A 20,441-nucleotide genomic window follows, 5' to 3' on the forward strand; every position below is an offset into this window, starting at 1 on the left:
CGTTGCGCGCCTCCTCCGCCACGAGACATCAGAGGCTACTGGATCGTCCGCGGCCGCGGATGATGACAGCCAACGGGACATGGAATGGACAAGACCCAGCCGCATCCGCTGTTCAAGCTCGCGACCGAACTCGGTCCGCTGATCGTGTTCTTCGTGGTCAACGCCAAGTTCAATCTGTTCGCTGCGACCGGCGCGTTCATGGTGGCGATCATCGCGGCGCTGATCGCGTCCTATGTGGTGACGCGGCACGTGCCGCTGATGGCGCTGGTGACCGCCGTCGTCGTCATCGTGTTCGGCACGCTGACCCTGGTGCTGCACGACGAGACCTTCATCAAGGTCAAGCCGACCATCATCTACTGCCTGTTCGCGGCCGTGCTCGGCGGCGGTCTGCTGTTCAACCGCTCCTTCATCGCGATCATGTTCGATCAGATGTTCAACCTGACGGCCGTGGGCTGGCGCATCCTCACCTTCCGCTGGGCGCTGTTCTTCGCGGCGATGGCGGTGCTGAACGAGATCATCTGGCGCACGCAGAGCACCGATTTCTGGGTCGGCTTCAAGGCTTTCGGGGTCGTGCCGCTGACCATGATCTTCGCCATCGCCCAGATGCCGCTGATCAAGCGCTATCATCAGGACCCCGCGTCGCTCGAAGCCAGCGATGCGGCCGAGGGGGATGTGAGCAAGGGGTAGTACGCGGTGCTGTCATTCCGGGACGCTCGCGTCGGCGAGCGGACCCGGAATCTCGAAGTTCCGGGTCCGATGCTCCGCATCGCCCCGGAACGACAAGCGCGAACTGATCTCGCAAGACGCCGCGCGCCTCAGCGCCTCACTCTCAGTGTCATCATCCGCGAAAGCGGATGATCCAGTACGCCGCGGCAGTCGTGAGTCACCGCGCAGTCACGTCGTACTGGATCGCCCGGTCAAGCCGGACGATGACAGCGAGGATTCGACCAACAGCTTCGCTCGCGATCACGAGAAAATAACTGCTGGTCTTTCAGCAAACTACCCGCCCGCCTTGAGCGCCTTCTCGATCTCCGGCTTCAACACCGCATCGATGTTCTGCGCCGTGATCGGGCCGACCAGCTTGTAGACGATGGTGCCCTCGCTTCCGACCACGAAGGTCTCGGGCACGCCGTAGACGCCCCATTCGATGCCGGCGCGGCCATTGCCGTCGACGCCGACGACGTCATAGGGATTGCCGTAGCGGCCGAGGAAGCGGCGGGCGTTGTCGGCGCCATCCTTGTAGTTGATGCCGATGATCTGAAAGCGCTTGTCGCGGCCGAGCTCGACCAGCAGTGGCGCCTCGTCGTGACATGGCACGCACCACGACGCCCAGACATTGACGATGCTGACCTTGCCCTTGAGCGCGGCCGGATCGAGTCCGGGCACCGGTGTGCCGTCTCTGGCCAGCTCCGGCAGCGGCGGCAGCGGTGTGGCCGGCGCCGGACGGCCGATCAGCGCCGACGGAATGCGCGACGGATCGCCGTTGCCGAGGCGCGACCAGAACAGCGCCGCCAGCCCGAGGAACACCACGAGCGGCAGCAGCATGAGGAATGAGCGGCGGCGCGGCGCCGGCTCTGTCGCGGCCTGTTCAGTCATTGGATGTCCGTTGCCGCGCGGCCGGAACGGCGGCTGATGCCGCTGTCCTCGAGCGCGCGCAAGCGCGCCTTCTGGGTGCGGTAGTCGATGGCGATCCAGCCGATCAGCACCACCACGACCAGCGCCGCCGCAAGATAGGAGGTGGCGATGAAGGAGGTATAGGGGCCGAGGTCCATATCAAGCCGCTCCCGCGATCTGGCCTGCCGGATCGTCGGCTGGTGCGGTCGTTGTGTAGGCGCGCGCCTGCATCATCTGCAGGCTGCGCACACGACGACGCAGGATCTCGTTGCGCATCGCCGCGACATGCAGCGTCACGAACAGGAACGTGAACCCGATTGCCATCACCAGCAGCGGGATCAGGAATGATTTGTCGAGCGCCGGACCGCCCATCCGCATCACCGACGCGGGTTGATGCAGCGTGTTCCACCAGTCGACTGAGAACTTGATGATCGGCAGGTTGATGGCGCCAACCAGCGTCAGCACGGCGGCAGCACGGGCGGCGCGGGTGGGATCCTCGACCGCGCGCCACAGCGCCATCAGGCCGAGATACATCAGGAACAGGATCAGCACCGAGGTCAGCCGGGCATCCCACTCCCAATAGGTGCCCCACATCGGCCGGCCCCACAGCGAGCCGGTGAGCAGCGCGAGGAACGTGAAGCTGGCGCCGATCGGGGCGGCGGCCTTGGCGGCGACGTCGGCGAGCGGATGCCGCCATACCAGGGTGCCGAGCGAGGCGATGCTCATGACGCCCCAGACGAACATCGACAGCCACGCATTGGGCACGTGGATGAACATGATCTTGACGGTCGCGCCCTGCTGATAGTCGTCGGGCGCCAGCGCCGAGAGGTACAGGCCGGCAGCCAGCAGCGCGGTCGTGACCAGCGCCAGCCACGGCAGCAACCGTGCGGCGAGGCCGAGGAACCGGGTGGGATTGGCAAGGTCGATCAGCGACATGAGACCCTTGTTAAAGGCGGAAGCGGTTGCAGGCAATCAGCACGGCGCCACCAGGTAAGAGTTGATCATGGTCAAACCTCGGCGGGCGGTGGGTCAATCCAGCCCGTTCCGCAAGCTTGTCGCAGCGGCGAACGGGCCGATCACGAAACTCACCAGCGACAATGCGCACAGGATCGAGAATGGCGCCCCGAACGGCAGCGGACCGACGATGGCCGCCTGCGACGCCGCGACGCCGAAGATCAGCACCGGGATCGATAGTGGCAGCACCAAGACCGCCAGCAGCAGCCCGCCGCGGTGCATGGTCACCGCCAGCGCCGCACCGATCATGCCGATGAAGGTCAGGGCAGGCGTGCCCGCCAATAGCGTCAGCGCGACGGCGCCGGTGGCGGTGGCGTCGAGATTGAGAAGCAGTCCGAGCACGGGCGTCGCGATCACCAGCGGCAGGCCGGCGGCGAGCCAGTGCGCCAGCGCCTTGGCGGCGCAGGCCAGCTCCAGCGGTGTCCGGCTCATCACGACCAGGTCGAGCGAGCCGTCCTCGTGGTCGGCGGTGAACAGCCGGTCCAGGGTGAGCAGGCTGGAGAGCAGGGCACCGAGCCAGAGGATGGCGGGGCCGAGCCGGGTCAGGAGCGCCAGATCCGGCCCGACCGCGAATGGCATCAGCACCACGACGGTGAGGAAGAACAGCACGCCGATCAGCGCGCCGCCGCCGATGCGCAGCGCGATCCGGATGTCGCGGCGGATGAGGGCACCGAGCGCGGTCATGCGGGGAGGGCCTTGGCTGATTGCTTGATGGCAGATGGTGAGCCACGCTCCCTCCACCCGCAAACTGCGCTCCCTCCCCTCTTGTGGGGGAGGGCTGGGGAGGGGGGTGGCTCCGGGTGACGCTGCCGTTGTGGACGCCCACCCCCGACCCCTCCCCGCAAGGGGGAGGGGTCGGCGTGCCGATGGGACGTTGGTTGGTGCGACCGAATCTCGTCAAACAAGTTAGAGCGCGTCGTGGGGCACCCCCCTCCCTGATCCTCCCCGACAAGGGGGGAGGGAACGGAGAGAGCGGTGGGTGGGACTGCGAAGAGGCGAGAGGGAATCATCGAGCCTCCCCGATCCGCAGCTCGCGCGTGGCGATGCCGAGCGGTCCATGTGTCGCGGCCACGATCAGCCCGCCGCCAGCGAGATGCTCGCGCATCAGGCCGGCGAACATCGCCTGTCCGGCGATGTCGAGCGCGGCGGTCGGCTCGTCCAGCAGCCACAGCAGGCGCGGCACCGCCAGCAGGCGCGCCAGCGACAGGCGGCGGCGCTGGCCGGCGGAGAGATAGGCGGCGGGCAGGTCGATGGCGTGCGCGATGCCCACCGCCGCCAAACAGTCGGGGATCGGTCGCGTGACGCCGCCGCCGAGGAATTCGGCCCAGAAGGTCAGGTTTTCGCGGACGCTGAGCGCCGGCTTCAGCGCGTCGCGGTGGCCGAGATAGTGCGCCTGCTCGGGCACCGTCAACTCGCCTTCGCCGCCCTCGATGGCGATGGAGCCGCCCGCCGGCAGCAGTAGGCCGGCAATCAGCCGCAGCAGTGATGTCTTGCCCGCACCATTGTGTCCGGTCACCGCGAGCGCCTCGCCCGCGACCGTTTCGAACGCAAGGCCTGCGAACACCTCGCGACCGCCGCGCACGCATCTGACGTCGCGGCCGAACAGTTTCGGAGACAATGTTGGAGAAAGCTGCATGGCCCGTCGTGACAGCCCTTACGAAATTGATGGCTAGCGCGTGAGAATTTGTGGGTGATGCCACGTCGCGGCTTGCTTGTGGCTGTGGCGGCGCAGTTAGAAAGCTTCTATAAGCCCGACCTTGATGCAGCACACAATCGCCCGCTGCAAGCCATCCGGCGCCTCGCGCTGACGGTTCTTAAATACCCCCTCCGGGTATACAGATCAATTGGGATTTCCACGCATGACCTCGCTCGACAGCTTCAAGTGTCGCAAGACCCTCAAGGTCGGAACGAAGAGCTACATTTACTACAGCTTGCCCACAGCCGAGAAGAACGGTCTCAAGGACATCTCCAAGCTGCCCTATTCGATGAAGGTGCTGCTCGAGAATCTGCTGCGCAACGAGGACGGCCGCACCGTCACCAAGGACGACATTGTCGCGGTGTCGAAATGGCTGCGCAAGAAGTCGCTGGAGCACGAGATCGCCTTCCGTCCGGCGCGCGTGCTGATGCAGGATTTCACCGGCGTGCCTGCGGTGGTCGATCTCGCAGCGATGCGCAACGCGATGCAGAAGCTCGGCGGCGACGCGGAGAAGATCAACCCGCTGGTGCCGGTCGATCTCGTCATCGACCACTCGGTGATCGTGAACTACTTCGGTGACAACAAGGCGTTCGGCAAGAACGTCGCCGAGGAGTACAAGCAGAACCAGGAGCGTTACGAATTCCTGAAGTGGGGCCAGAAGGCGTTCTCGAACTTCTCCGTCGTGCCACCCGGCACCGGCATCTGCCACCAGGTCAACCTCGAATACCTTGCGCAGACCGTCTGGACCAAGAAGGAGAAGATGACCGTCGGCCGCACCAAGGGCACCTTCGAGGTCGCCTATCCGGATTCGCTGGTCGGCACCGATTCGCACACCACGATGGTCAATGGTCTGGCCGTGCTCGGCTGGGGCGTCGGCGGCATCGAGGCTGAGGCCTGCATGCTCGGCCAGCCGCTGTCGATGCTGCTGCCCGACGTCGTCGGCTTCAAGCTGACCGGCGCGTTGAAGGAAGGCGTGACCGCGACCGACCTGGTGCTGACCGTCACCCAGATGCTGCGCAAGCTCGGTGTGGTCGGCAAGTTCGTCGAGTTCTTCGGCCCCGGCCTCGACCATCTCTCGGTCGCCGACAAGTCGACCATCGCCAACATGGCCCCCGAATATGGCGCGACCTGCGGCTTCTTCCCGGTCGACGCCGCCACCATCGACTATCTCAAGACCTCGGGCCGCAAGGGCCCGCGCGTCGCGCTGGTCGAGGCCTATGCCAAGGCGCAGGGCCTGTTCCGCACCGCCAAGTCGGCGGACCCGGTGTTCACGCAGACACTGACCCTCGATCTCGCCGACGTCGTGCCGTCGATGGCTGGTCCGAAGCGTCCCGAGGGCCGCATCGCCCTGCCGGCGGTGGCCGAGGGCTTCGCCACCGCGCTGGCCGGCGAGTACAAGAAGAGCGATGCCGCGCAGCGCTTCCCCGTTGAGGGCAAGGACTTCGACATCGGCCATGGCGATGTCGTCATCGCCGCCATCACCTCCTGCACCAACACCTCGAACCCGAGCGTGCTGATCGGCGCCGGCCTCTTGGCCCGCAACGCCGCCGCCAAGGGCCTCAAGGCCAAGCCGTGGGTGAAGACCTCGCTCGCCCCGGGCAGCCAGGTGGTCGCCGAGTATCTGGCTAACTCCGGCCTGCAGAAGGACCTCGACAAGGTCGGCTTCAACCTGGTCGGTTTCGGCTGCACCACCTGCATCGGCAATTCAGGTCCGCTGCCGGAGGAGATCTCGAAGTCGATCAACGACAACGGCGTCGTCGCGGCGGCCGTGCTGTCCGGCAACCGCAACTTCGAAGGCCGCGTCTCGCCGGACGTGCAGGCCAACTACCTGGCCTCGCCGCCGCTGGTCGTCGCCTACGCGCTCGCCGGCACCGTGACCAAGGATCTTTCGGTCGAGCCGATCGGCATCGGCAAGGACAAGAAGCCAGTCTACCTGAAAGACATCTGGCCGACGACCAAGGAGGTCAACGACTTCGTCAAGAAATTCGTCAAGGCGTCGATCTTCAAGAAGCGCTACGCCGACGTGTTCAAGGGCGACACCAACTGGCGCAAGATCAAGACGGTCGAGAGCGAGACCTATCGCTGGAACATGTCGTCGACCTACGTGCAGAACCCGCCGTATTTCGACGGCATGAAGAAGGAGCCCGAGCCGATCAAGGACATCGTCGAGGCCCGCGTGCTGGCGCTGTTCGGCGACAAGATCACGACCGACCACATCTCGCCGGCCGGTTCGATCAAGCTGACCTCGCCCGCCGGTAAATTCCTCAGCGAGCACCAGGTCCGCCCGGCCGACTTCAACCAGTACGGCACGCGCCGCGGCAATCACGAGATCATGATGCGCGGCACCTTCGCCAACATCCGCATCAAGAACTTCATGCTCAAAGGTGCCGACGGCAACATTCCGGAAGGCGGCCTGACCAAGCACTGGCCCGACGGCGAGCAGATGTCGATCTACGACGCCGCGATGAAGTACCAGGAAGAGGGCGTGCCGCTGGTGGTGTTCGCCGGCGCCGAATACGGCAACGGCTCGTCGCGCGACTGGGCTGCGAAAGGTACCCGGCTGCTCGGCGTCCGCGCCGTGATCTGCCAGAGCTTCGAGCGCATCCATCGTTCGAACCTGGTCGGCATGGGTGTGCTCCCGCTCACCTTCCAGGAAGGCACGTCCTGGTCCTCGCTCGGCCTGAAGGGCGACGAGAAGGTCACCATCAAGGGCCTGCAGGGCGACCTGAAGCCGCGTCAAACCCTGACCGCCGAGATCGTGTCGGCCGACGGGGCGGCGCAGCAGGTGCCGCTGCTCTGCCGGATCGATACGCTGGACGAGCTGGACTACTATCGCAACGGCGGCATCCTGCACTACGTGCTGCGCAAGCTTGCTGCTTAACCAAAGCGCGACGCGACAGTTTGGCTCACTCTGAAGTGAGTAGCGGGTGATGAAGGAGGCGGCCTATGACAAAGGCCGCCTCCTTTTCGTTTGCAATCTATTAACTACGAGGGCGGCTTCGCAGATCATTGACGCGGCAGGGCGCAGCGGACCATGTTCCAGACAGGACAGTGACGATGAGTGGACAGATGTCGTGGTGGTCGCGCGCGGCGCTGAGTGTCTGTGCGGTCATCGCTTTCGTCCGGCCGGCCGCGTCCGATCCGCGTGCGGTGATCGAACTCTTCACGTCCCAGGGCTGTTCATCCTGCCCGCCGGCCGACAAGATCCTCGGCGAGCTCGCCAGAGATCCCTCGGTCATCGCGCTGTCCCTGCCGATCGACTACTGGGACTACCTGGGCTGGAAGGACACGCTGGCCGACTCCCGCTTCACGGCCCGGCAGCGGGCCTATTCCAGGGCGCGTGGCGATCGCGAAGTCTATACGCCGCAGGCGGTGGTCAACGGCTCCGTGCATGTGATCGGCAGCGACCGCGAGGCGATCGAAGGCGCCATCGAGGAGACTGTCCAGGGTGGCAGGGTGATGTCGGTGCCGGTGAGGCTGTCGGTCGACGGCCAGGACCTCACTGTCTCCGTGGCCGCGGCCAACGACCAGATGCCGCGCAAGCACGGCGAGGTCTGGGTCTGCTCGATCTCGCGGGTGGTCCCGATCTCGGTCGGCCGCGGCGAGAACAGCGGCCGTGATCTGACCTATTACAATGTCGTTCGCGGTCTTCAGAAGCTGGGTGACTGGAATGGTTCGCCGGTCAGATGGAGCGTGCCGCTGGAGAAGATCGCCCGCGAGGGCGTCGATGGCACCGTCGTCTATGTGCAGGACGGCAGTCGCGACCGCCCCGGTGCGATGCTCGGGGCCGCCTTTTCCGAGTTGCCATTGGTCGGACGGGCTTCAGCAACGGCGCGTGCTCCCGAGCGCTGATCTTCCATCGTCCTGATCTTCGTTTCCGTTGACCTGCGGTAGGCGCGTCACGTCCATGGGACGGAGGCGCGCCACAACATGTTCCGTGCAGCTCACGCCAAAAAAGCAAAAGGACCAACTTGCGTTGGCCCTTTGCCTTACTTGTGAATGGACCCGATCCTGACGACCCCGGGGGGCTGGGGGCTGAGGAATCCGGAACCGAAAGGACCGGGCCAACGCACACGAATCTTATGCCTAAGGTCGGGGGCGGTCGGTGGGCGGAAAGACGGCGCGATTATGATTCTGCTAACGATCCCGTGACGCTTGCGTGTTCGCGGAGTTCGCGCGGTTGGCACGCGTGGCCGAACTTCAACAATGAAAACGGCCCCTTGCGGCTTCCGGCGGATGGCGCGATCATGTCACACAGATGACAGGAGGACGCTCATGAACCTCACTCCGGAGGATGCCGACCCCAGCGAGAACCGCGCGGCGGCGCGCAACGCGGCCGCAGCGCCCAACCGGGTGACGTTCGATCGCCTCGAGCTGAATCGTATCCTCAACCTCTACGGCCGCATGGTCGCCGACGGTGAGTGGCGCGACTATTCGATCGACTTCCTGCGTGACCGGGCCGTCTTCTCCGTGTTTCGCCGGGCGTCCGAGGTGCCGATCTACCGCATCGAGAAGGACCCGCGGCTGGCGCGTAAGCAGGGCATGTACAGCGTGGTCTCGGCCACCGGCCTGATCCTGCGCCGCGGTCATGAGCTCGAGCGCGTGCTGCTGGTGATCGCGCCGAAGCCGGCGCTGGTCTGATCCCACGCGCTCCGGCTGATCCTGACATTCCGACTGGCGTTGCTTACGCCGGGACGTCGCTGCTCCCGGCCCCGAGCGGGCGCTGCATCATCACAGTATCGAGCCAGCGGCCGAATTTCAGGCCGACGCTCGGGTGGGTGCCGATCATCTGGAAGCCGCAGGCGGTATGCAGCCGGACCGAGCCGGCATTGGCGGAGTCGCCGATGACGGCGATCATCTGGCGAAAGCCTCCCTCCTCACAGGCGTCGATCAGCCGCCGCATCAGTCGCATTCCGATGCCACGACGCTGGCTGGCGGGGGCGAGATAGATCGAGTTCTCCACCGTGAAGCGATAGGCCGGGCGAGGCCGGTAAGGCCCCGCATAGGCATAGCCAACCACCTCTCCGTCCAGCAGGGCGGCGAAATAGGGAAAGCCGTCGTCGGTGAGCGCCCGGAAGCGGCGCGTCATTTCCGTCAGATCCGGAGGGTCGAGCTCGAAGGTGGCCGTGCCCTCGCGGACGGCCTGGCCGTAGATGGCGGTGATGGTGGGAAGGTCGGCCTCCCGGGTGGGCCGGATCTCAATGTCGGACATGGTGGAAACATACCAAAGCGGACGCGGCGATCAATCCGGCCTCGCGGCATGGCTGCCGTCGCGCCCGCGCCGCGGTCGCAATTGGCTTGCGCAAACGAAAAGCCCCGGCGGTGAGGCCGGGGCTTCGAAGGTCGCTCGTGTGAGCCGCTGGCTCAGTCGCGCTGTCCGAGCAGCTGCAGCAGCAGCGTGAACAGGTTGATGAAGTTCAGGTACAGCGACAGGGCGCCGGTGATCGCTGCGCGCTCGGCAATGTCGCCGCCCGCGGAAGCGTAGCCGTAGATGTACTCGTTCTTCAGACGCTGCGTGTCCCAGGCGGTCAGGCCGGCGAACACGAACACGCCGATCACCGAGACGATGAACTGCAGCATCGAGCTCGCCAGGAACAGGTTCACGAGGCTCGCCAGCACGATGCCGACCAGGCCCATGAACAGGAACGAGCCCATGCCGGTCATGTCGCGCTTGGTCGTATAGCCGTACAGGCTGAGCGCGCCGAACGTCGCCGCGGTGATGAAGAACACCCGCACGATCGAGGTGTGAGTGTACACCAGGAAGATCGACGACAGCGAGATGCCCATCAAGGCCGAGAACACCCAGAACAGGATCTGCGCGGTCGACGGCGCCAGGCGGTTGATGCCGGCCGAGATCGCGAACACCATGACCAGTGGGGCCAGGATGAACAGCCACTTCAGCGGGCTCACGAACATCGCGTAGCCGAACTGCGTCAGGTACGCGTTGCCGAACTTGAATACGCCGGCAGCCGGATCGCCGGTCACCGACGCCATGTAGACGCCCAGCGCCGCGAGGCCGGTGATGGCCAAGCCGATGCTCATGTAATTGTAGATGCGCAGCATGTAGGCGCGCAGACCGGCGTCGACGGTCGCGGCATCGGCGCGCCCGGCCACCCGGCCAAAGGGTGAAGCATAATTGCGGTCTAGGTCCGACATGGTCGATTCCCGTTGGTTGCCCGGCAGTCCGGTCCTGGCAGGACCTTTAGCCGGTTCTCGAAAAACCCTATCTCATACCCACTGCCACAGATATTAAATTTGCGTCATCGGCAAAATCGCCATCTTTTGGCAGGTCTCTGAGCCCATTCCCTAGATGGGAAACTAGCATATCCGCCGCAAGCGTCCACGCGCGGCTGAATGTCGCTCCGCGCGCGTCCCAGCCGTATAAATCGCGTTAACCGTGCGGCATGAGCGCGCAAGCCGCTAGAGATTCCGAAGGACCGTCGCCGGCTTCTGGTTGAGCGCAAGGAGGGTGCCGGCCAGACCGAGGCCGACCGTCACGATCAGCGCGGTCAGGACGACCAGCGCGGCGCTGCCCGCCTGCCAGGCGAAGCTCAAGGTCATCAGCCGGGTCACGATCAGCCACGCGGCGACCGACCCCGCGACGACGCCGAAGGCGGCGGTGGCGAAGCCGATCATCAGATATTCCAGTGCGTAGGCGCCGAGCAACCGCAGCCTGGTGGCGCCCAGCGTCTTCAGGATCACGGCATCGTAGACCCGGTGGCGGTGGCCGGCGGCCAGCGCGCCGCCCAGCACCAGGATGGCCGAGATCAGCGTCACCGCGCTGGCGCCGCGGATGGCGAGCGCAAGGTTGGAGACGACCGAGCCGACCGTCTCCATCACCTCGCGGACCCGCACGCTGGTCACCATCGGGAAGGCGTCGGCCACCTTGCGGATGACGCGCGCATCCTCGACGGCATCGGAGCGCGCCTCGGTCAGGGTGGCGACATGGGTGTGGGGCGCGCCCTTGAAGGCATTCGGGGAGAACACCAGCACGAAATTGATGCCGAGCCCCTGCCAGTCGATGGTGCGCATGTTGCCGATCCGCGCCGTGATGTCGCGTCCGAGCACGTTGACCACGATGTCGTCGCCAAGCTTGAGGCCGAGACCGTCGGCGATCCGCTTCTCGATCGAAACCAGCGGCGGGCCGCTGTAGTTCTCGCCCCACCACGCGCCCTCGACGACCTTGGATCCCTTGGGAATCTCGGCGGTATAGGTCAGGCCGCGGTCGCTCTGCAGCACCCATTCGGTGTCCGTCGTCGCCTTGAGGTCCTCGGCGCGCACGCCGCGGGCGGAGACGATGCGCCCGCGCAGCATCGGCACGTCTTCGACTGCCGATTGAGGGGCGAGGTCCCTGAGGAAGCCGCGGAAGCGGTCGGCCTCGCCCGAGGGGACGTCGATGAAGAAAAACGACGGCGCCTGCTCCGGCAGCTGTGCCAGGAACTGGCGTCGCAGATTGCCGTCGATCTGGGTGATGGTGACCAGCACGGCGAGCCCCAGCCCGAGCGACAGCACTACGGACGGTGTCAGCGCGCCTGGGCGATAGATATTGCTGACCGCCAGCCGCAGCATCGGGAAGCGGCTGCGCGGCAGGGCGCGCGCAATCGCCATCACCGCGGCGGCAATGCCGCGCAACAGCACGAACACCAGCGCGGCGGCGACGACGAACACCGCGGCGATGCGCTTGTCGTAGGACAGGCCGATCACCACCGCGATCAGCAGCGCGACCGTGCCCGCGATCAGCACCAGATAGCTCCAGCGCGGCCGGTGCCATTCGGCGATGACCGCCTCGCGGAACAACGCCGCCACCGGCACGTCACGCACGCGCCCGAGCGGCCACAGACCGAACGCGAGCGCGGTGAGCAGGCCATAGACGAAGGACAGCGCCAGCTCGTCCGGATGAATAGCCGGGATCACGGGCAGCGGCAGGATGTTGCCGAACAGCCCGACGATGGCAAACGGCAGGGCCGCGCCGGTGCAGAGTCCGATGATCGAACCAATCGTGGCGAGCACCATCACCTGCACGAGGTAGATGCCGAACACGTCGCGGCTGGTGGCGCCGAGCGCCTTGAACGCCGCGATCACCTCGGTGCGGCGGTCGACATGGCTCTTGACCGCATTGGCGACACCGACGCCGCCGACCAGCAGGGCGGCGAGACCGACCAGGGTCAGGAACTGGGTGAAGCGGCCGATGGTCCGCTCGAGTTGCGGCGAGGCGTTGCTGCGGCTGCGGATCTCCCATCCGGCCGACGGCAGTGTCAGGCGGGTATCGGCGATGAAGGACGCCGCGGCGTGATCGTCCTTGGCATTGTCGGGCAGCCTGACCCGGTAGGTCCAGCGCACGAGACTGCCCGGCTGCAGCAGCGGCGTCGCCCGCAGACCCGCCTCGCTGATCAGGAAGCGCGGCCCGAGGCCGATGCCGCCGGACAATTTGTCGGGCTCGGCCTGCAGCGCGCTGCGAATCTGGAAGCGGACCGTGTCGATCGTGACGATGTCGCCGACCTTCAGGTCGAGCCGGGCCAGCAGCGCCGGATCGGCTGCAGCTCCGTAGACGCCGTCGCGCTCGGCCAGGATGTCGGCCATCGGCAGATCGGGCTGGAGCTCGGCCTTGCCGAGCAGCGGATAGGCGTTGTCGACGGCCTTCAGCTCGACCAGGGCCAGCTTGGCGTCGCTGGAGCGCACCATCGCGCGCAGGGTTGCCGCCAGCGACAGCTGTCCACGCGAGCGCAGGAAGTCGATCTCCTCCGGCTTGGCCTCGCGCTGAAACAGCGAATAGGCAACGTCGCCGCCGAGCAGCGTGCGTCCTTCGCGAACCAGGCCGTCATTGAGGCTCGCCGCCACCGAGCCGACGCCAGCGATGGCGAGGACGCCGAGCGCGATGCAGGCGATGAAGACGTAGAAGCCGCGCAGGCCGCCGCGCAGCTCGCGCAGGGCGTAACGCACCGGCAGCGCCGCCATGCGACGGCCCGCGATCGGCTCTGACACGGCGCTCATGCGTCAGCCGGCTCGCGGGCGTCGCTCTCGCTTTCGATCCGCCCCGAGCGCAGCCGCACGACGCGGTCGCACCGGTGCGCGAGGCTGCTGTCGTGGGTCACCAGCACCAAGGTCATGCCGCGCTCGGCGTGCTTGGTGAACAACAGATCGACGATCTGCCGTCCGGTGGTCTCGTCGAGATTGCCGGTCGGCTCGTCGGCCACGAGAATTGCAGGATCGGGAGCGAGGGCGCGGGCCAGCGCCACGCGCTGCTGCTCGCCACCCGACAGCTGGGTCGGATAGTGATGCAGCCGGTGGCCCAGCCCGACCGAGTCGAGCTCGCGGGCCGCGCGCTCGGCGGCGCCGGCGTGGCCGGCCAGCTCGAGCGGCACCGCGACGTTCTCCAGCGCCGTCATGGTCGGGATCAAATGAAAGGACTGGAAGACAATGCCGACCTGGCGGCCGCGGAACCGGGCCAGGGCGTCCTCGTCCAAGACATTGAAAGCGGTCCCGTTGACCACCACCTCACCGCTGTCAGGACGTTCCAACCCCGCCATCACCATCAGCAATGTGGACTTGCCAGAGCCCGACGGTCCGATCAGACCGATCGTCTCGCCCTGTCCGACCCGCAGGCTGACGTCCTTGAGGATATGGACCCGCGCCGCGCCGGCGCCGAGCGAGAGGTTGACGTTCGAGATGGTAATGGTGTCCGGCGCGAGGCCGGCCAAACGCGAGGTTTCGATGAGACTGTCCATGGCTCGGTCATATGGCAACTCCGCAAGCCGGGTCGAGAGGCGCGGACACATCTTCGTGCACATACTCGTGTTGATGCTCGCCTTGATGACAGTCGGGTCCGCGTTCGCCGCCGCCGAGGCCGTCAAGCCGATCAAGCTGGTCGTTCTCGGCGATTCCTTGAGCGCGGGACTCGGCCTGTCCGCTTCAGATGCGTTTCCAGCCAAGCTGCAGAAGGCCTTGCAGGCCCAGGGGCTGCCGATCGACCTCACCAATGCCGGCGTATCCGGGGACACCTCGTCCGGCGGCCGCGACCGGCTCGACTGGTCGGTGCCGGAGGGGACCGAAGCGGTCATCGTCGAGCTCGGCGCCAATGACGCGCTGCGCGGCATCGATCCCGCCGTGCCGCGCAAGGCTTTGAGCGAGATCGTGACCCGGCTGAAAGCCAGGGGCATCGCCGTCATGCTCTGCGGCATGCTGGCGCCGCCGAACTACGGCAGCGACTATGCCGCGAAATTCAACGCGATCTATCCCGAGCTCGCCAAGGAATTCGGCGTGCCGCTGTATCCGTTCTTGCTCGACGGTGTCGCCGCCGACCCCAAGCTGAACCAGGCGGACGGCATTCACCCCACCGCAGCGGGCGTCGACATCATCGTGTCCAGGCTGTTGCCTACGGCGGAAGCATTCCTGCGTCCGCTTCGTGGGCAATGACGAAACGAAGCCCTGCGCCGATCATTTGCGATAGCCTTAAGGGCCGGGTTTTCCGCAGCTTTTACCGGCGTTAACCCACCTTCCGTCGCGGAGTCATATAAGTTCGGTAGGAATTATGCATTGGCGATTCGTCGTCGATCATTTCTCGAAGGCATGATCTCGTCAATTTTCGAGATCAGCCTCCAGCATCGGGAGTCCTGAAACGATGCCGCGTCTGTTTACTGGACTGGAAATCCCGGCCGAGGTTGGCCACACGCTTTCCGGTTTGCGGGGTGGCCTCCCCGGCGCCCGCTGGATCGATCCCGAAAATTACCATGTGACGTTGCGTTTCATCGGTGACATCGACGGCGCCTCCGCCAACGAGATCGCCTCGATGCTCTGGCGGGTGAACCGCAAGCCGTTCGAAGTGACGGTGCAAGGTCTCTCCAGCTTCGGCGGCCGCAAGCCGCGCGCTGTCGTCGCCAACATCGCGCCGAGCCGGCCGCTGATCGAGCTGCAGGCCGAGCTGGAGCGGCTCATGCAGCGGATCGGGCTCGATCCCGAGGGACGCAAATTCGTCCCGCATGTCACGCTGGCGCGACTGCACGATGCGTCGAGCCAGGACGTCGCCGACTATCTCTCCGTCCGCGGCTATTTCCCGAGCCGCGTGTTCATGGCCGAGCGCTTCGTGCTGTTTTCGTCGCGTGCCTCGACCGGCGGCGGGCCCTATGTGGTCGAGGACGCCTACGATCTCTCCCCGGGATGAGGTCTGCAGCGCGGTCGTTCAAGCCGGCCGTTCGCTGAGGCCAAGAGCGAAGACGAGCGTCGTTAGCCCCGGGCTAACGATCACGGCGGCGTTTGCGTGCCATATACCAAGACATCACGGCTCCGACGCATGGCGGCTTCCACCATTTGCGGATTGCATTTTACGTAAGTCTCGTGACCTAGAGTGGACTCATGCTGTCCACTCCCTCAGACGCGTTCCGCGCGCAATATCAGTCTTTGGTCGATACTGGTGCGATCGAGCCCGACCCCGCCCAGGCCGAGGTCGCCGACGCGCTGGCGGCGCTGGAGCGCCGGCTCTCCACCTACAAGCCCTCGCGCAAGCAAGGCTTGTTCGGCCGCCTTTTTGCCGACAAGAGCGAGCCGCCGAATGGGCTCTATGTCCATGGCGAGGTCGGCCGCGGCAAGACCATGCTGATGGACCTGTTCTTCCAGAACTGTCCGGTTGAGCTCAAGCGCCGCGCGCATTTCCACGAATTCATGGCCGAGGTGCATGAGCGCATCTACGGCTACCGCCAGAACATCGCGCGCGGCGAGCTCGCCGATGCCGATGTGATCGGGCTCACGGCGCAGGCGATCTTCGACCAGGCCTGGCTGCTCTGTTTCGACGAATTCCATGTCACCGACATCGCCGACGCGATGATCCTGGGCCGTCTGTTCGCCAGGCTGTTCGAGCTCGGCACTGTGGTGGTGGCGACCTCCAACGTCGCGCCTGAAGACCTCTACAAAGGCGGCCTCAACCGCGCGCTGTTCCTGCCCTTCATCAAGCAGATCGCCGACCACATGGACGTGATGCGGCTGGACGCGCGCACCGATTTCCGGCTGGAGAAGCTGGCCGGCGTGAAGATGTGGCTGGTGCCGGCCGATGTCGACGCGCGGGCGGCGCTCGACAAGGCCTGGGCGCGGCTCACGGGTCATGCCAAGTGCAAGCCGCGCGACATGACGATCAAGGGGCGCATCCTGCATGTCCCGTGCTCCGCCAACGGCGTCGCCCGCTTCGGCTTTGCCGATCTGTGCGGAAAGCCGCTGGCAGCCTCGGACTATCTGCGGCTCGCGCACGACTATCATACGATCCTGATCGATCATGTTCCGGTCATGGATCTGGCCGAGCGCAATGCCGCCAAGCGCTTCATCACCCTGATCGATACGCTCTACGACAACGCCGTGAAGCTGATCGCCTCCGCCGAGGCTGACCCGGTTTCGCTCTACATCGCGACCGAGGGCGTGGAGGCCATGGAGTTCAAGCGGACCACCTCGCGCCTGATCGAGATGGGCTCGGACTCCTATCTGGCCCTGCCGCACGGGCGGAAGGACTCGGCGGCATCTGGGACTTCCACGGGGTTGGTCGAAACCTGACAACCACCGGAGCTTTGGCGAGCGCCTGCCGCCGGGCACACAGCCGCGAAAAGGCCACGTCAATCATGCTGAAAGGATCATCAGCGCCCGTCGCCCGGTCCTGATCGAAATCAAGGCACGCCCGCCAATTGGCCATAGCGTGACTTGAACGGCCCGGGCGAAAGGGATAACCACCACTCGACTTTTCAACCTCCCTCACTCCTTCGGGTTCAAAGGAAAATTTGCCATGGCGCGCGACAAGATTGCTTTGATTGGCTCCGGTCAGATCGGCGGAACGCTGGCTCACCTCGTTGGCCTTAAGGAGCTCGGCGACGTCGTGATGTTCGACATTGCCGAAGGCGTTCCGCAGGGCAAGGCGCTCGACATCGCCCAGTCGTCGCCGGTCGACGGCTTCGACGCGCACTACACCGGCGCCAACTCCTATGAGGCGCTCGACAACGCCAAGGTGTGCATCGTTACCGCCGGCGTGCCGCGCAAGCCCGGTATGAGCCGCGACGATCTGCTGTCGATCAACCTCAAGGTGATGGAGCAGGTCGGCGCCGGCATCAAGAAGTACGCCCCGGACGCCTTCGTCATCTGCATCACCAACCCGCTCGACGCGATGGTCTGGGCGCTGCAGAAGGCCTCCGGTCTCCCGGCCAAGAAGGTCGTCGGCATGGCCGGCGTGCTCGACTCGGCGCGTTTCCGCTACTTCCTGGCCGATGAGTTCAACGTCTCGGTCGAGGACGTCACCGCCTTCGTGCTCGGCGGTCATGGCGACACCATGGTGCCGCTGACCAAGTACTCGACCGTTGCCGGCATCCCGCTGCCCGACCTGGTCAAGATGGGCTGGACGTCGCAGGCCCGCATCGACGAGATCGTCGATCGCACCCGCAACGGCGGCGCCGAGATCGTCAATCTGCTGAAGACCGGCTCGGCCTATTACGCGCCGGCGGCGTCGGCGATCGCGATGGCCGAGAGCTATCTGCGCGACAAGAAGCGCGTGCTGCCCTGCGCGGCGCATCTCAACGGCGAGTTCGGCGTCAAGGACATGTATGTCGGCGTGCCCGTCGTGATCGGCTCCAAGGGTGTCGAGCGCATCGTCGAGATCGAGCTCGCGGGCAAGGACCGCGAGGCGTTCGACAAGTCGGTCGCCGCCGTGCAGGGCCTCGTCGACGCCTGCAAGAAGATCGCGCCCGACCTGCTCGGCCGCTGATCAGGGGTCATTCACGGGGCGTAATCTCGCCCACATCGAGTTGCAGGATGTTTGGTATATGGTATACCAGACATCCTAACAACAATTCTGGTCGTCACCCCATCGCGGGTTCGGGGAGCAAGCGCTTATGAACATTCACGAATATCAGGCCAAGGCACTGCTGCACGAGTTCGGCGTGCCGATTTCCAAGGGCGTGCCAGTTCTCCGTCCGGAGGACGCGGATGCGGCGGCGAAGACGCTCGGCGGCCCGGTCTGGGTCGTGAAGAGCCAGATCCACGCCGGTGGCCGTGGCAAGGGCAAGTTCAAGGAGGCCTCGGCCGGCGACAAGGGCGGCGTCCGCCTCGCCAAGTCGATCGACGAGGTCAACACTTTCGCCAAGCAGATGCTGGGCGCGACGCTGGTGACGGTGCAGACCGGCCCCGACGGCAAGCAGGTCAACCGCCTCTACATCGAGGACGGCTCGGATATCGACAAGGAGTTCTATCTGTCGCTGCTGGTCGACCGCGAGACCTCGAAGGTCGCCTTCGTCGTGTCGACCGAAGGCGGCGTCAACATCGAGGACGTTGCTCACGAGACCCCTGAAAAGATCGTCACCTTCTCGGTCGACCCGGCCACCGGCGTCATGCCGCATCACGGCCGTGCCGTCGCCAAGGCGCTGAAGCTCTCCGGCGATCTCGCCAAGCAGGCCGAGAAGCTCACCACCCAGCTCTACAATGCGTTCGTCGCCAAGGACATGGCGATGCTCGAGATCAACCCGCTGGTCGTCACCAAGCAGGGCCAGCTCCGCGTGCTCGATGCCAAGGTGTCGTTCGACTCCAACGCGCTGTTCAAGCATCCCGAGGTCGTCGCGCTGCGCGACGAGACCGAGGAGGACGCCAAGGAGATCGAGGCCTCGAAGTACGACCTCAACTACGTCGCGCTCGACGGCACCATCGGCTGCATGGTCAACGGCGCCGGCCTCGCCATGGCGACGATGGACATCATCAAGCTCTACGGCATGGAGCCCGCCAACTTCCTCGACGTCGGCGGCGGCGCCAGCAAGGAGAAGGTCGCGGCGGCGTTCAAGATCATCACCGCCGACCCGAACGTGAAGGGCATCCTGGTCAACATCTTCGGCGGCATCATGAAGTGCGATGTCATCGCCGAAGGCGTCGTGGCCGCGGTCAAGGAAGTGGGTCTGAAGGTGCCGCTGGTGGTGCGCCTCGAAGGCACCAATGTCGATCTCGGCAAGAAGATCATCAGCGAGTCCGGTCTGAACGTGCTGCCCGCCGACAATCTCGACGACGCCGCGCAGAAGATCGTCAAGGCCGTCAAGGGAGGCTGAGCGCCGGTCCAGGCGCTCGCTCATTCCTCACCGCAACGCTTTTAGAGAAAGCACGATGTCCATCCTCATCGACAAGAACACCAAGGTCATCTGCCAGGGCTTCACTGGCAAGAACGGCACCTTCCACTCCGAGGCGGCGATCGCCTATGGCACCAAGATGGTCGGCGGTACCTCGCCGGGCAAAGGCGGCTCGACCCATCTCGGCCTGCCGGTGTTCGACACCGTCAAGGAGGCCCGCGAGGCCACCGGCGCCGACGCCTCGGTGATCTACGTGCCGCCGCCGGGCGCCGCCGACGCGATCTGCGAAGCCATCGATGCCGAGGTCCCGCTGATCGTCTGCATCACCGAAGGCATCCCGGTGCTCGACATGGTCCGGGTGAAGCGCTCGCTGCAGGGTTCCAAGTCGCGCCTGATCGGGCCGAACTGCCCGGGTGTCATGACCGCCGGCGAGTGCAAGATCGGCATCATGCCGGCCAACATCTTCAAGCCGGGTTCGGTCGGCATCGTGTCGCGTTCGGGCACGCTGACCTACGAGGCGGTGTTCCAGACCACGTCGGAAGGTCTCGGCCAGACCACCGCGGTCGGCATCGGCGGCGACCCGGTCAAGGGCACCGAGTTCATCGACATGCTGGAGATGTTCCTGGCTGACCCGAAGACGACCTCGATCATCATGATCGGTGAGATCGGCGGCTCGGCCGAGGAGGACGCGGCGCAGTTCATCAGGGACGAAGCCAAGCGCGGCCGCAAGAAACCGATGGTGGGATTCATTGCCGGTGTCACCGCCCCTCCCGGCCGTCGCATGGGTCATGCCGGCGCGATCATCTCGGGCGGCAAGGGCGATGCCGGCTCGAAGACGGCCGCGATGGAAGCTGCTGGTATTACAGTGTCTCCGTCGCCCGCACGGCTCGGCAAGACGCTTGTCGAAAAGTTGAAATCCTGATTCAGGACTTAGTGCTTTTCGGCGCGAATATTTACAATAAATAAGGTAGACGGTCCTAACCGGAGCCTGATCCGCTTTGTCAGCGGGTCAGGCATTGCGCCGTTTTGATTGGGCGCATCGAAATTAC

At 65.4% G+C, this 20,441-nt stretch carries 19 protein-coding genes; 10 read left to right on the forward strand and 9 right to left on the reverse strand.

The window, feature by feature from the left end; all coding sequences use genetic code 11:
• Positions 1–84: 84 nt before the first annotated feature.
• Positions 85–687: a septation protein A gene (locus QX070_RS29665; RefSeq protein ID WP_315740693.1), complete on the forward strand. Its 603-nt coding sequence runs from the start codon at positions 85–87 to the stop codon at positions 685–687.
• Between the two features lie 312 nt (positions 688–999).
• Here QX070_RS29665 and QX070_RS29670 read toward each other — a convergent pair whose 3' ends face one another.
• The 5 genes from QX070_RS29670 to ccmA all read right to left on the reverse strand — a co-directional run bounded on the left by QX070_RS29670 (position 1,000) and on the right by ccmA (position 4,264).
• On the reverse strand, positions 1,000–1,596 hold the full coding sequence (locus QX070_RS29670) for a DsbE family thiol:disulfide interchange protein (protein ID WP_315740694.1): 597 nt from the start codon (positions 1,594–1,596) through the stop codon (positions 1,000–1,002).
• A complete protein-coding gene (ccmD, locus tag QX070_RS29675) occupies positions 1,593–1,772 on the reverse strand; it encodes a heme exporter protein CcmD (RefSeq protein WP_315740695.1) in 180 nt (59 codons plus the stop codon). The genes QX070_RS29670 and ccmD overlap by 4 nt, the downstream gene beginning before the upstream one ends.
• Position 1,773: 1 nt before the next feature.
• Positions 1,774–2,550 (reverse strand): heme ABC transporter permease, encoded by a 777-nt coding sequence (locus tag QX070_RS29680; protein ID WP_315740696.1) that lies wholly within the window; start codon positions 2,548–2,550, stop codon positions 1,774–1,776.
• 93 nt (positions 2,551–2,643) lie between these two features.
• Positions 2,644–3,312 (reverse strand): heme exporter protein CcmB, encoded by a 669-nt coding sequence (gene ccmB, locus QX070_RS29685; RefSeq protein WP_315740697.1) that lies wholly within the window; start codon positions 3,310–3,312, stop codon positions 2,644–2,646.
• Between the two features lie 322 nt (positions 3,313–3,634).
• On the reverse strand, positions 3,635–4,264 hold the full coding sequence (gene ccmA, locus QX070_RS29690) for a heme ABC exporter ATP-binding protein CcmA (RefSeq protein WP_315740698.1): 630 nt from the start codon (positions 4,262–4,264) through the stop codon (positions 3,635–3,637).
• A 223-nt stretch (positions 4,265–4,487) separates the two neighbouring features.
• On the opposite strand from ccmA, the gene acnA reads away from it, so the two are divergent.
• From acnA to QX070_RS29705, 3 genes are all read left to right on the forward strand, one after another.
• Positions 4,488–7,205: an aconitate hydratase AcnA gene (gene acnA, locus QX070_RS29695; RefSeq protein ID WP_315740699.1), complete on the forward strand. Its 2,718-nt coding sequence runs from the start codon at positions 4,488–4,490 to the stop codon at positions 7,203–7,205.
• 188 nt (positions 7,206–7,393) lie between these two features.
• The gene (locus QX070_RS29700; RefSeq protein WP_315740741.1) at positions 7,394–8,176 is read left to right on the forward strand and encodes a DUF1223 domain-containing protein; all 783 of its coding nucleotides are present in this window, start codon (positions 7,394–7,396) and stop codon (positions 8,174–8,176) included.
• A gap of 423 nt (positions 8,177–8,599) precedes the next feature.
• Positions 8,600–8,965, forward strand: coding sequence for a DUF2794 domain-containing protein (locus tag QX070_RS29705; RefSeq protein ID WP_315740700.1), 366 nt, complete (start codon positions 8,600–8,602; stop codon positions 8,963–8,965).
• Between the two features lie 43 nt (positions 8,966–9,008).
• Here the strand turns inward: QX070_RS29705 and QX070_RS29710 are convergent, their stop codons facing one another.
• From QX070_RS29710 to QX070_RS29725, 4 genes are all read right to left on the reverse strand, one after another.
• On the reverse strand, positions 9,009–9,536 hold the full coding sequence (locus tag QX070_RS29710) for a GNAT family N-acetyltransferase (RefSeq protein ID WP_315740701.1): 528 nt from the start codon (positions 9,534–9,536) through the stop codon (positions 9,009–9,011).
• A gap of 152 nt (positions 9,537–9,688) precedes the next feature.
• A complete protein-coding gene (locus QX070_RS29715) occupies positions 9,689–10,480 on the reverse strand; it encodes a Bax inhibitor-1/YccA family protein (protein ID WP_315740702.1) in 792 nt (263 codons plus the stop codon).
• 264 nt (positions 10,481–10,744) lie between these two features.
• Positions 10,745–13,315 (reverse strand): ABC transporter permease, encoded by a 2,571-nt coding sequence (locus tag QX070_RS29720; protein ID WP_315740703.1) that lies wholly within the window; start codon positions 13,313–13,315, stop codon positions 10,745–10,747.
• The gene (locus QX070_RS29725) at positions 13,312–14,049 is read right to left on the reverse strand and encodes an ABC transporter ATP-binding protein (RefSeq protein WP_315740704.1); all 738 of its coding nucleotides are present in this window, start codon (positions 14,047–14,049) and stop codon (positions 13,312–13,314) included. The genes QX070_RS29720 and QX070_RS29725 overlap by 4 nt, the downstream gene beginning before the upstream one ends.
• Positions 14,050–14,104: 55 nt before the next feature.
• Between QX070_RS29725 and QX070_RS29730 the strand changes: the two genes are divergently transcribed.
• From QX070_RS29730 to sucD, 6 genes are all read left to right on the forward strand, one after another.
• Positions 14,105–14,737 carry an arylesterase gene (locus QX070_RS29730; protein WP_315740742.1) on the forward strand — a complete coding sequence of 211 codons (633 nt, stop codon included), beginning with the start codon at positions 14,105–14,107 and terminating at the stop codon, positions 14,735–14,737.
• 205 nt (positions 14,738–14,942) lie between these two features.
• Positions 14,943–15,482 carry an RNA 2',3'-cyclic phosphodiesterase gene (gene thpR / locus QX070_RS29735; RefSeq protein ID WP_315740705.1) on the forward strand — a complete coding sequence of 180 codons (540 nt, stop codon included), beginning with the start codon at positions 14,943–14,945 and terminating at the stop codon, positions 15,480–15,482.
• Positions 15,483–15,673: 191 nt separating this feature from the next.
• On the forward strand, positions 15,674–16,855 hold the full coding sequence (gene zapE, locus QX070_RS29740) for a cell division protein ZapE (protein ID WP_315740706.1): 1,182 nt from the start codon (positions 15,674–15,676) through the stop codon (positions 16,853–16,855).
• A gap of 226 nt (positions 16,856–17,081) precedes the next feature.
• Positions 17,082–18,050: a malate dehydrogenase gene (gene mdh, locus QX070_RS29745; RefSeq protein ID WP_009031546.1), complete on the forward strand. Its 969-nt coding sequence runs from the start codon at positions 17,082–17,084 to the stop codon at positions 18,048–18,050.
• Between the two features lie 127 nt (positions 18,051–18,177).
• A complete protein-coding gene (sucC, locus tag QX070_RS29750; RefSeq protein WP_315740707.1) occupies positions 18,178–19,374 on the forward strand; it encodes an ADP-forming succinate--CoA ligase subunit beta in 1,197 nt (398 codons plus the stop codon).
• Positions 19,375–19,429: 55 nt separating this feature from the next.
• Positions 19,430–20,314: a succinate--CoA ligase subunit alpha gene (gene sucD, locus QX070_RS29755; RefSeq protein ID WP_315740708.1), complete on the forward strand. Its 885-nt coding sequence runs from the start codon at positions 19,430–19,432 to the stop codon at positions 20,312–20,314.
• Positions 20,315–20,441: the final 127 nt, after the last annotated feature.

The organism is Bradyrhizobium sp. SZCCHNR1093 (assembly GCF_032381175.1).
Classification (GTDB): Bacteria; Pseudomonadota; Alphaproteobacteria; order Rhizobiales; family Xanthobacteraceae; genus Bradyrhizobium.

Bases quoted from the DNA above. Each gene is read 5' to 3' on its own strand.
- mdh (WP_009031546.1), top strand. From the start codon at position 17,082: ATGGCGCGCGACAAGATTGCTTTGATTGGCTCCGGTCAGATCGGCGGA.
- sucD (WP_315740708.1), top strand. From the start codon at position 19,430: ATGTCCATCCTCATCGACAAGAACACCAAGGTCATCTGCCAGGGCTTC.
- QX070_RS29715 (WP_315740702.1), bottom strand. From the start codon at position 10,480: ATGTCGGACCTAGACCGCAATTATGCTTCACCCTTTGGCCGGGTGGCC.
- QX070_RS29705 (WP_315740700.1), top strand. From the start codon at position 8,600: ATGAACCTCACTCCGGAGGATGCCGACCCCAGCGAGAACCGCGCGGCG.
- QX070_RS29680 (WP_315740696.1), bottom strand. From the start codon at position 2,550: ATGTCGCTGATCGACCTTGCCAATCCCACCCGGTTCCTCGGCCTCGCC.
- ccmD (WP_315740695.1), bottom strand. From the start codon at position 1,772: ATGGACCTCGGCCCCTATACCTCCTTCATCGCCACCTCCTATCTTGCG.
- QX070_RS29720 (WP_315740703.1), bottom strand. From the start codon at position 13,315: ATGAGCGCCGTGTCAGAGCCGATCGCGGGCCGTCGCATGGCGGCGCTG.
- zapE (WP_315740706.1), top strand. From the start codon at position 15,674: ATGCTGTCCACTCCCTCAGACGCGTTCCGCGCGCAATATCAGTCTTTG.
- sucC (WP_315740707.1), top strand. From the start codon at position 18,178: ATGAACATTCACGAATATCAGGCCAAGGCACTGCTGCACGAGTTCGGC.
- acnA (WP_315740699.1), top strand. From the start codon at position 4,488: ATGACCTCGCTCGACAGCTTCAAGTGTCGCAAGACCCTCAAGGTCGGA.
- ccmA (WP_315740698.1), bottom strand. From the start codon at position 4,264: ATGCAGCTTTCTCCAACATTGTCTCCGAAACTGTTCGGCCGCGACGTC.
- ccmB (WP_315740697.1), bottom strand. From the start codon at position 3,312: ATGACCGCGCTCGGTGCCCTCATCCGCCGCGACATCCGGATCGCGCTG.
- thpR (WP_315740705.1), top strand. From the start codon at position 14,943: ATGCCGCGTCTGTTTACTGGACTGGAAATCCCGGCCGAGGTTGGCCAC.
- QX070_RS29670 (WP_315740694.1), bottom strand. From the start codon at position 1,596: ATGACTGAACAGGCCGCGACAGAGCCGGCGCCGCGCCGCCGCTCATTC.
- QX070_RS29710 (WP_315740701.1), bottom strand. From the start codon at position 9,536: ATGTCCGACATTGAGATCCGGCCCACCCGGGAGGCCGACCTTCCCACC.
- QX070_RS29665 (WP_315740693.1), top strand. From the start codon at position 85: ATGGACAAGACCCAGCCGCATCCGCTGTTCAAGCTCGCGACCGAACTC.
- QX070_RS29725 (WP_315740704.1), bottom strand. From the start codon at position 14,049: ATGGACAGTCTCATCGAAACCTCGCGTTTGGCCGGCCTCGCGCCGGAC.
- QX070_RS29700 (WP_315740741.1), top strand. From the start codon at position 7,394: ATGTCGTGGTGGTCGCGCGCGGCGCTGAGTGTCTGTGCGGTCATCGCT.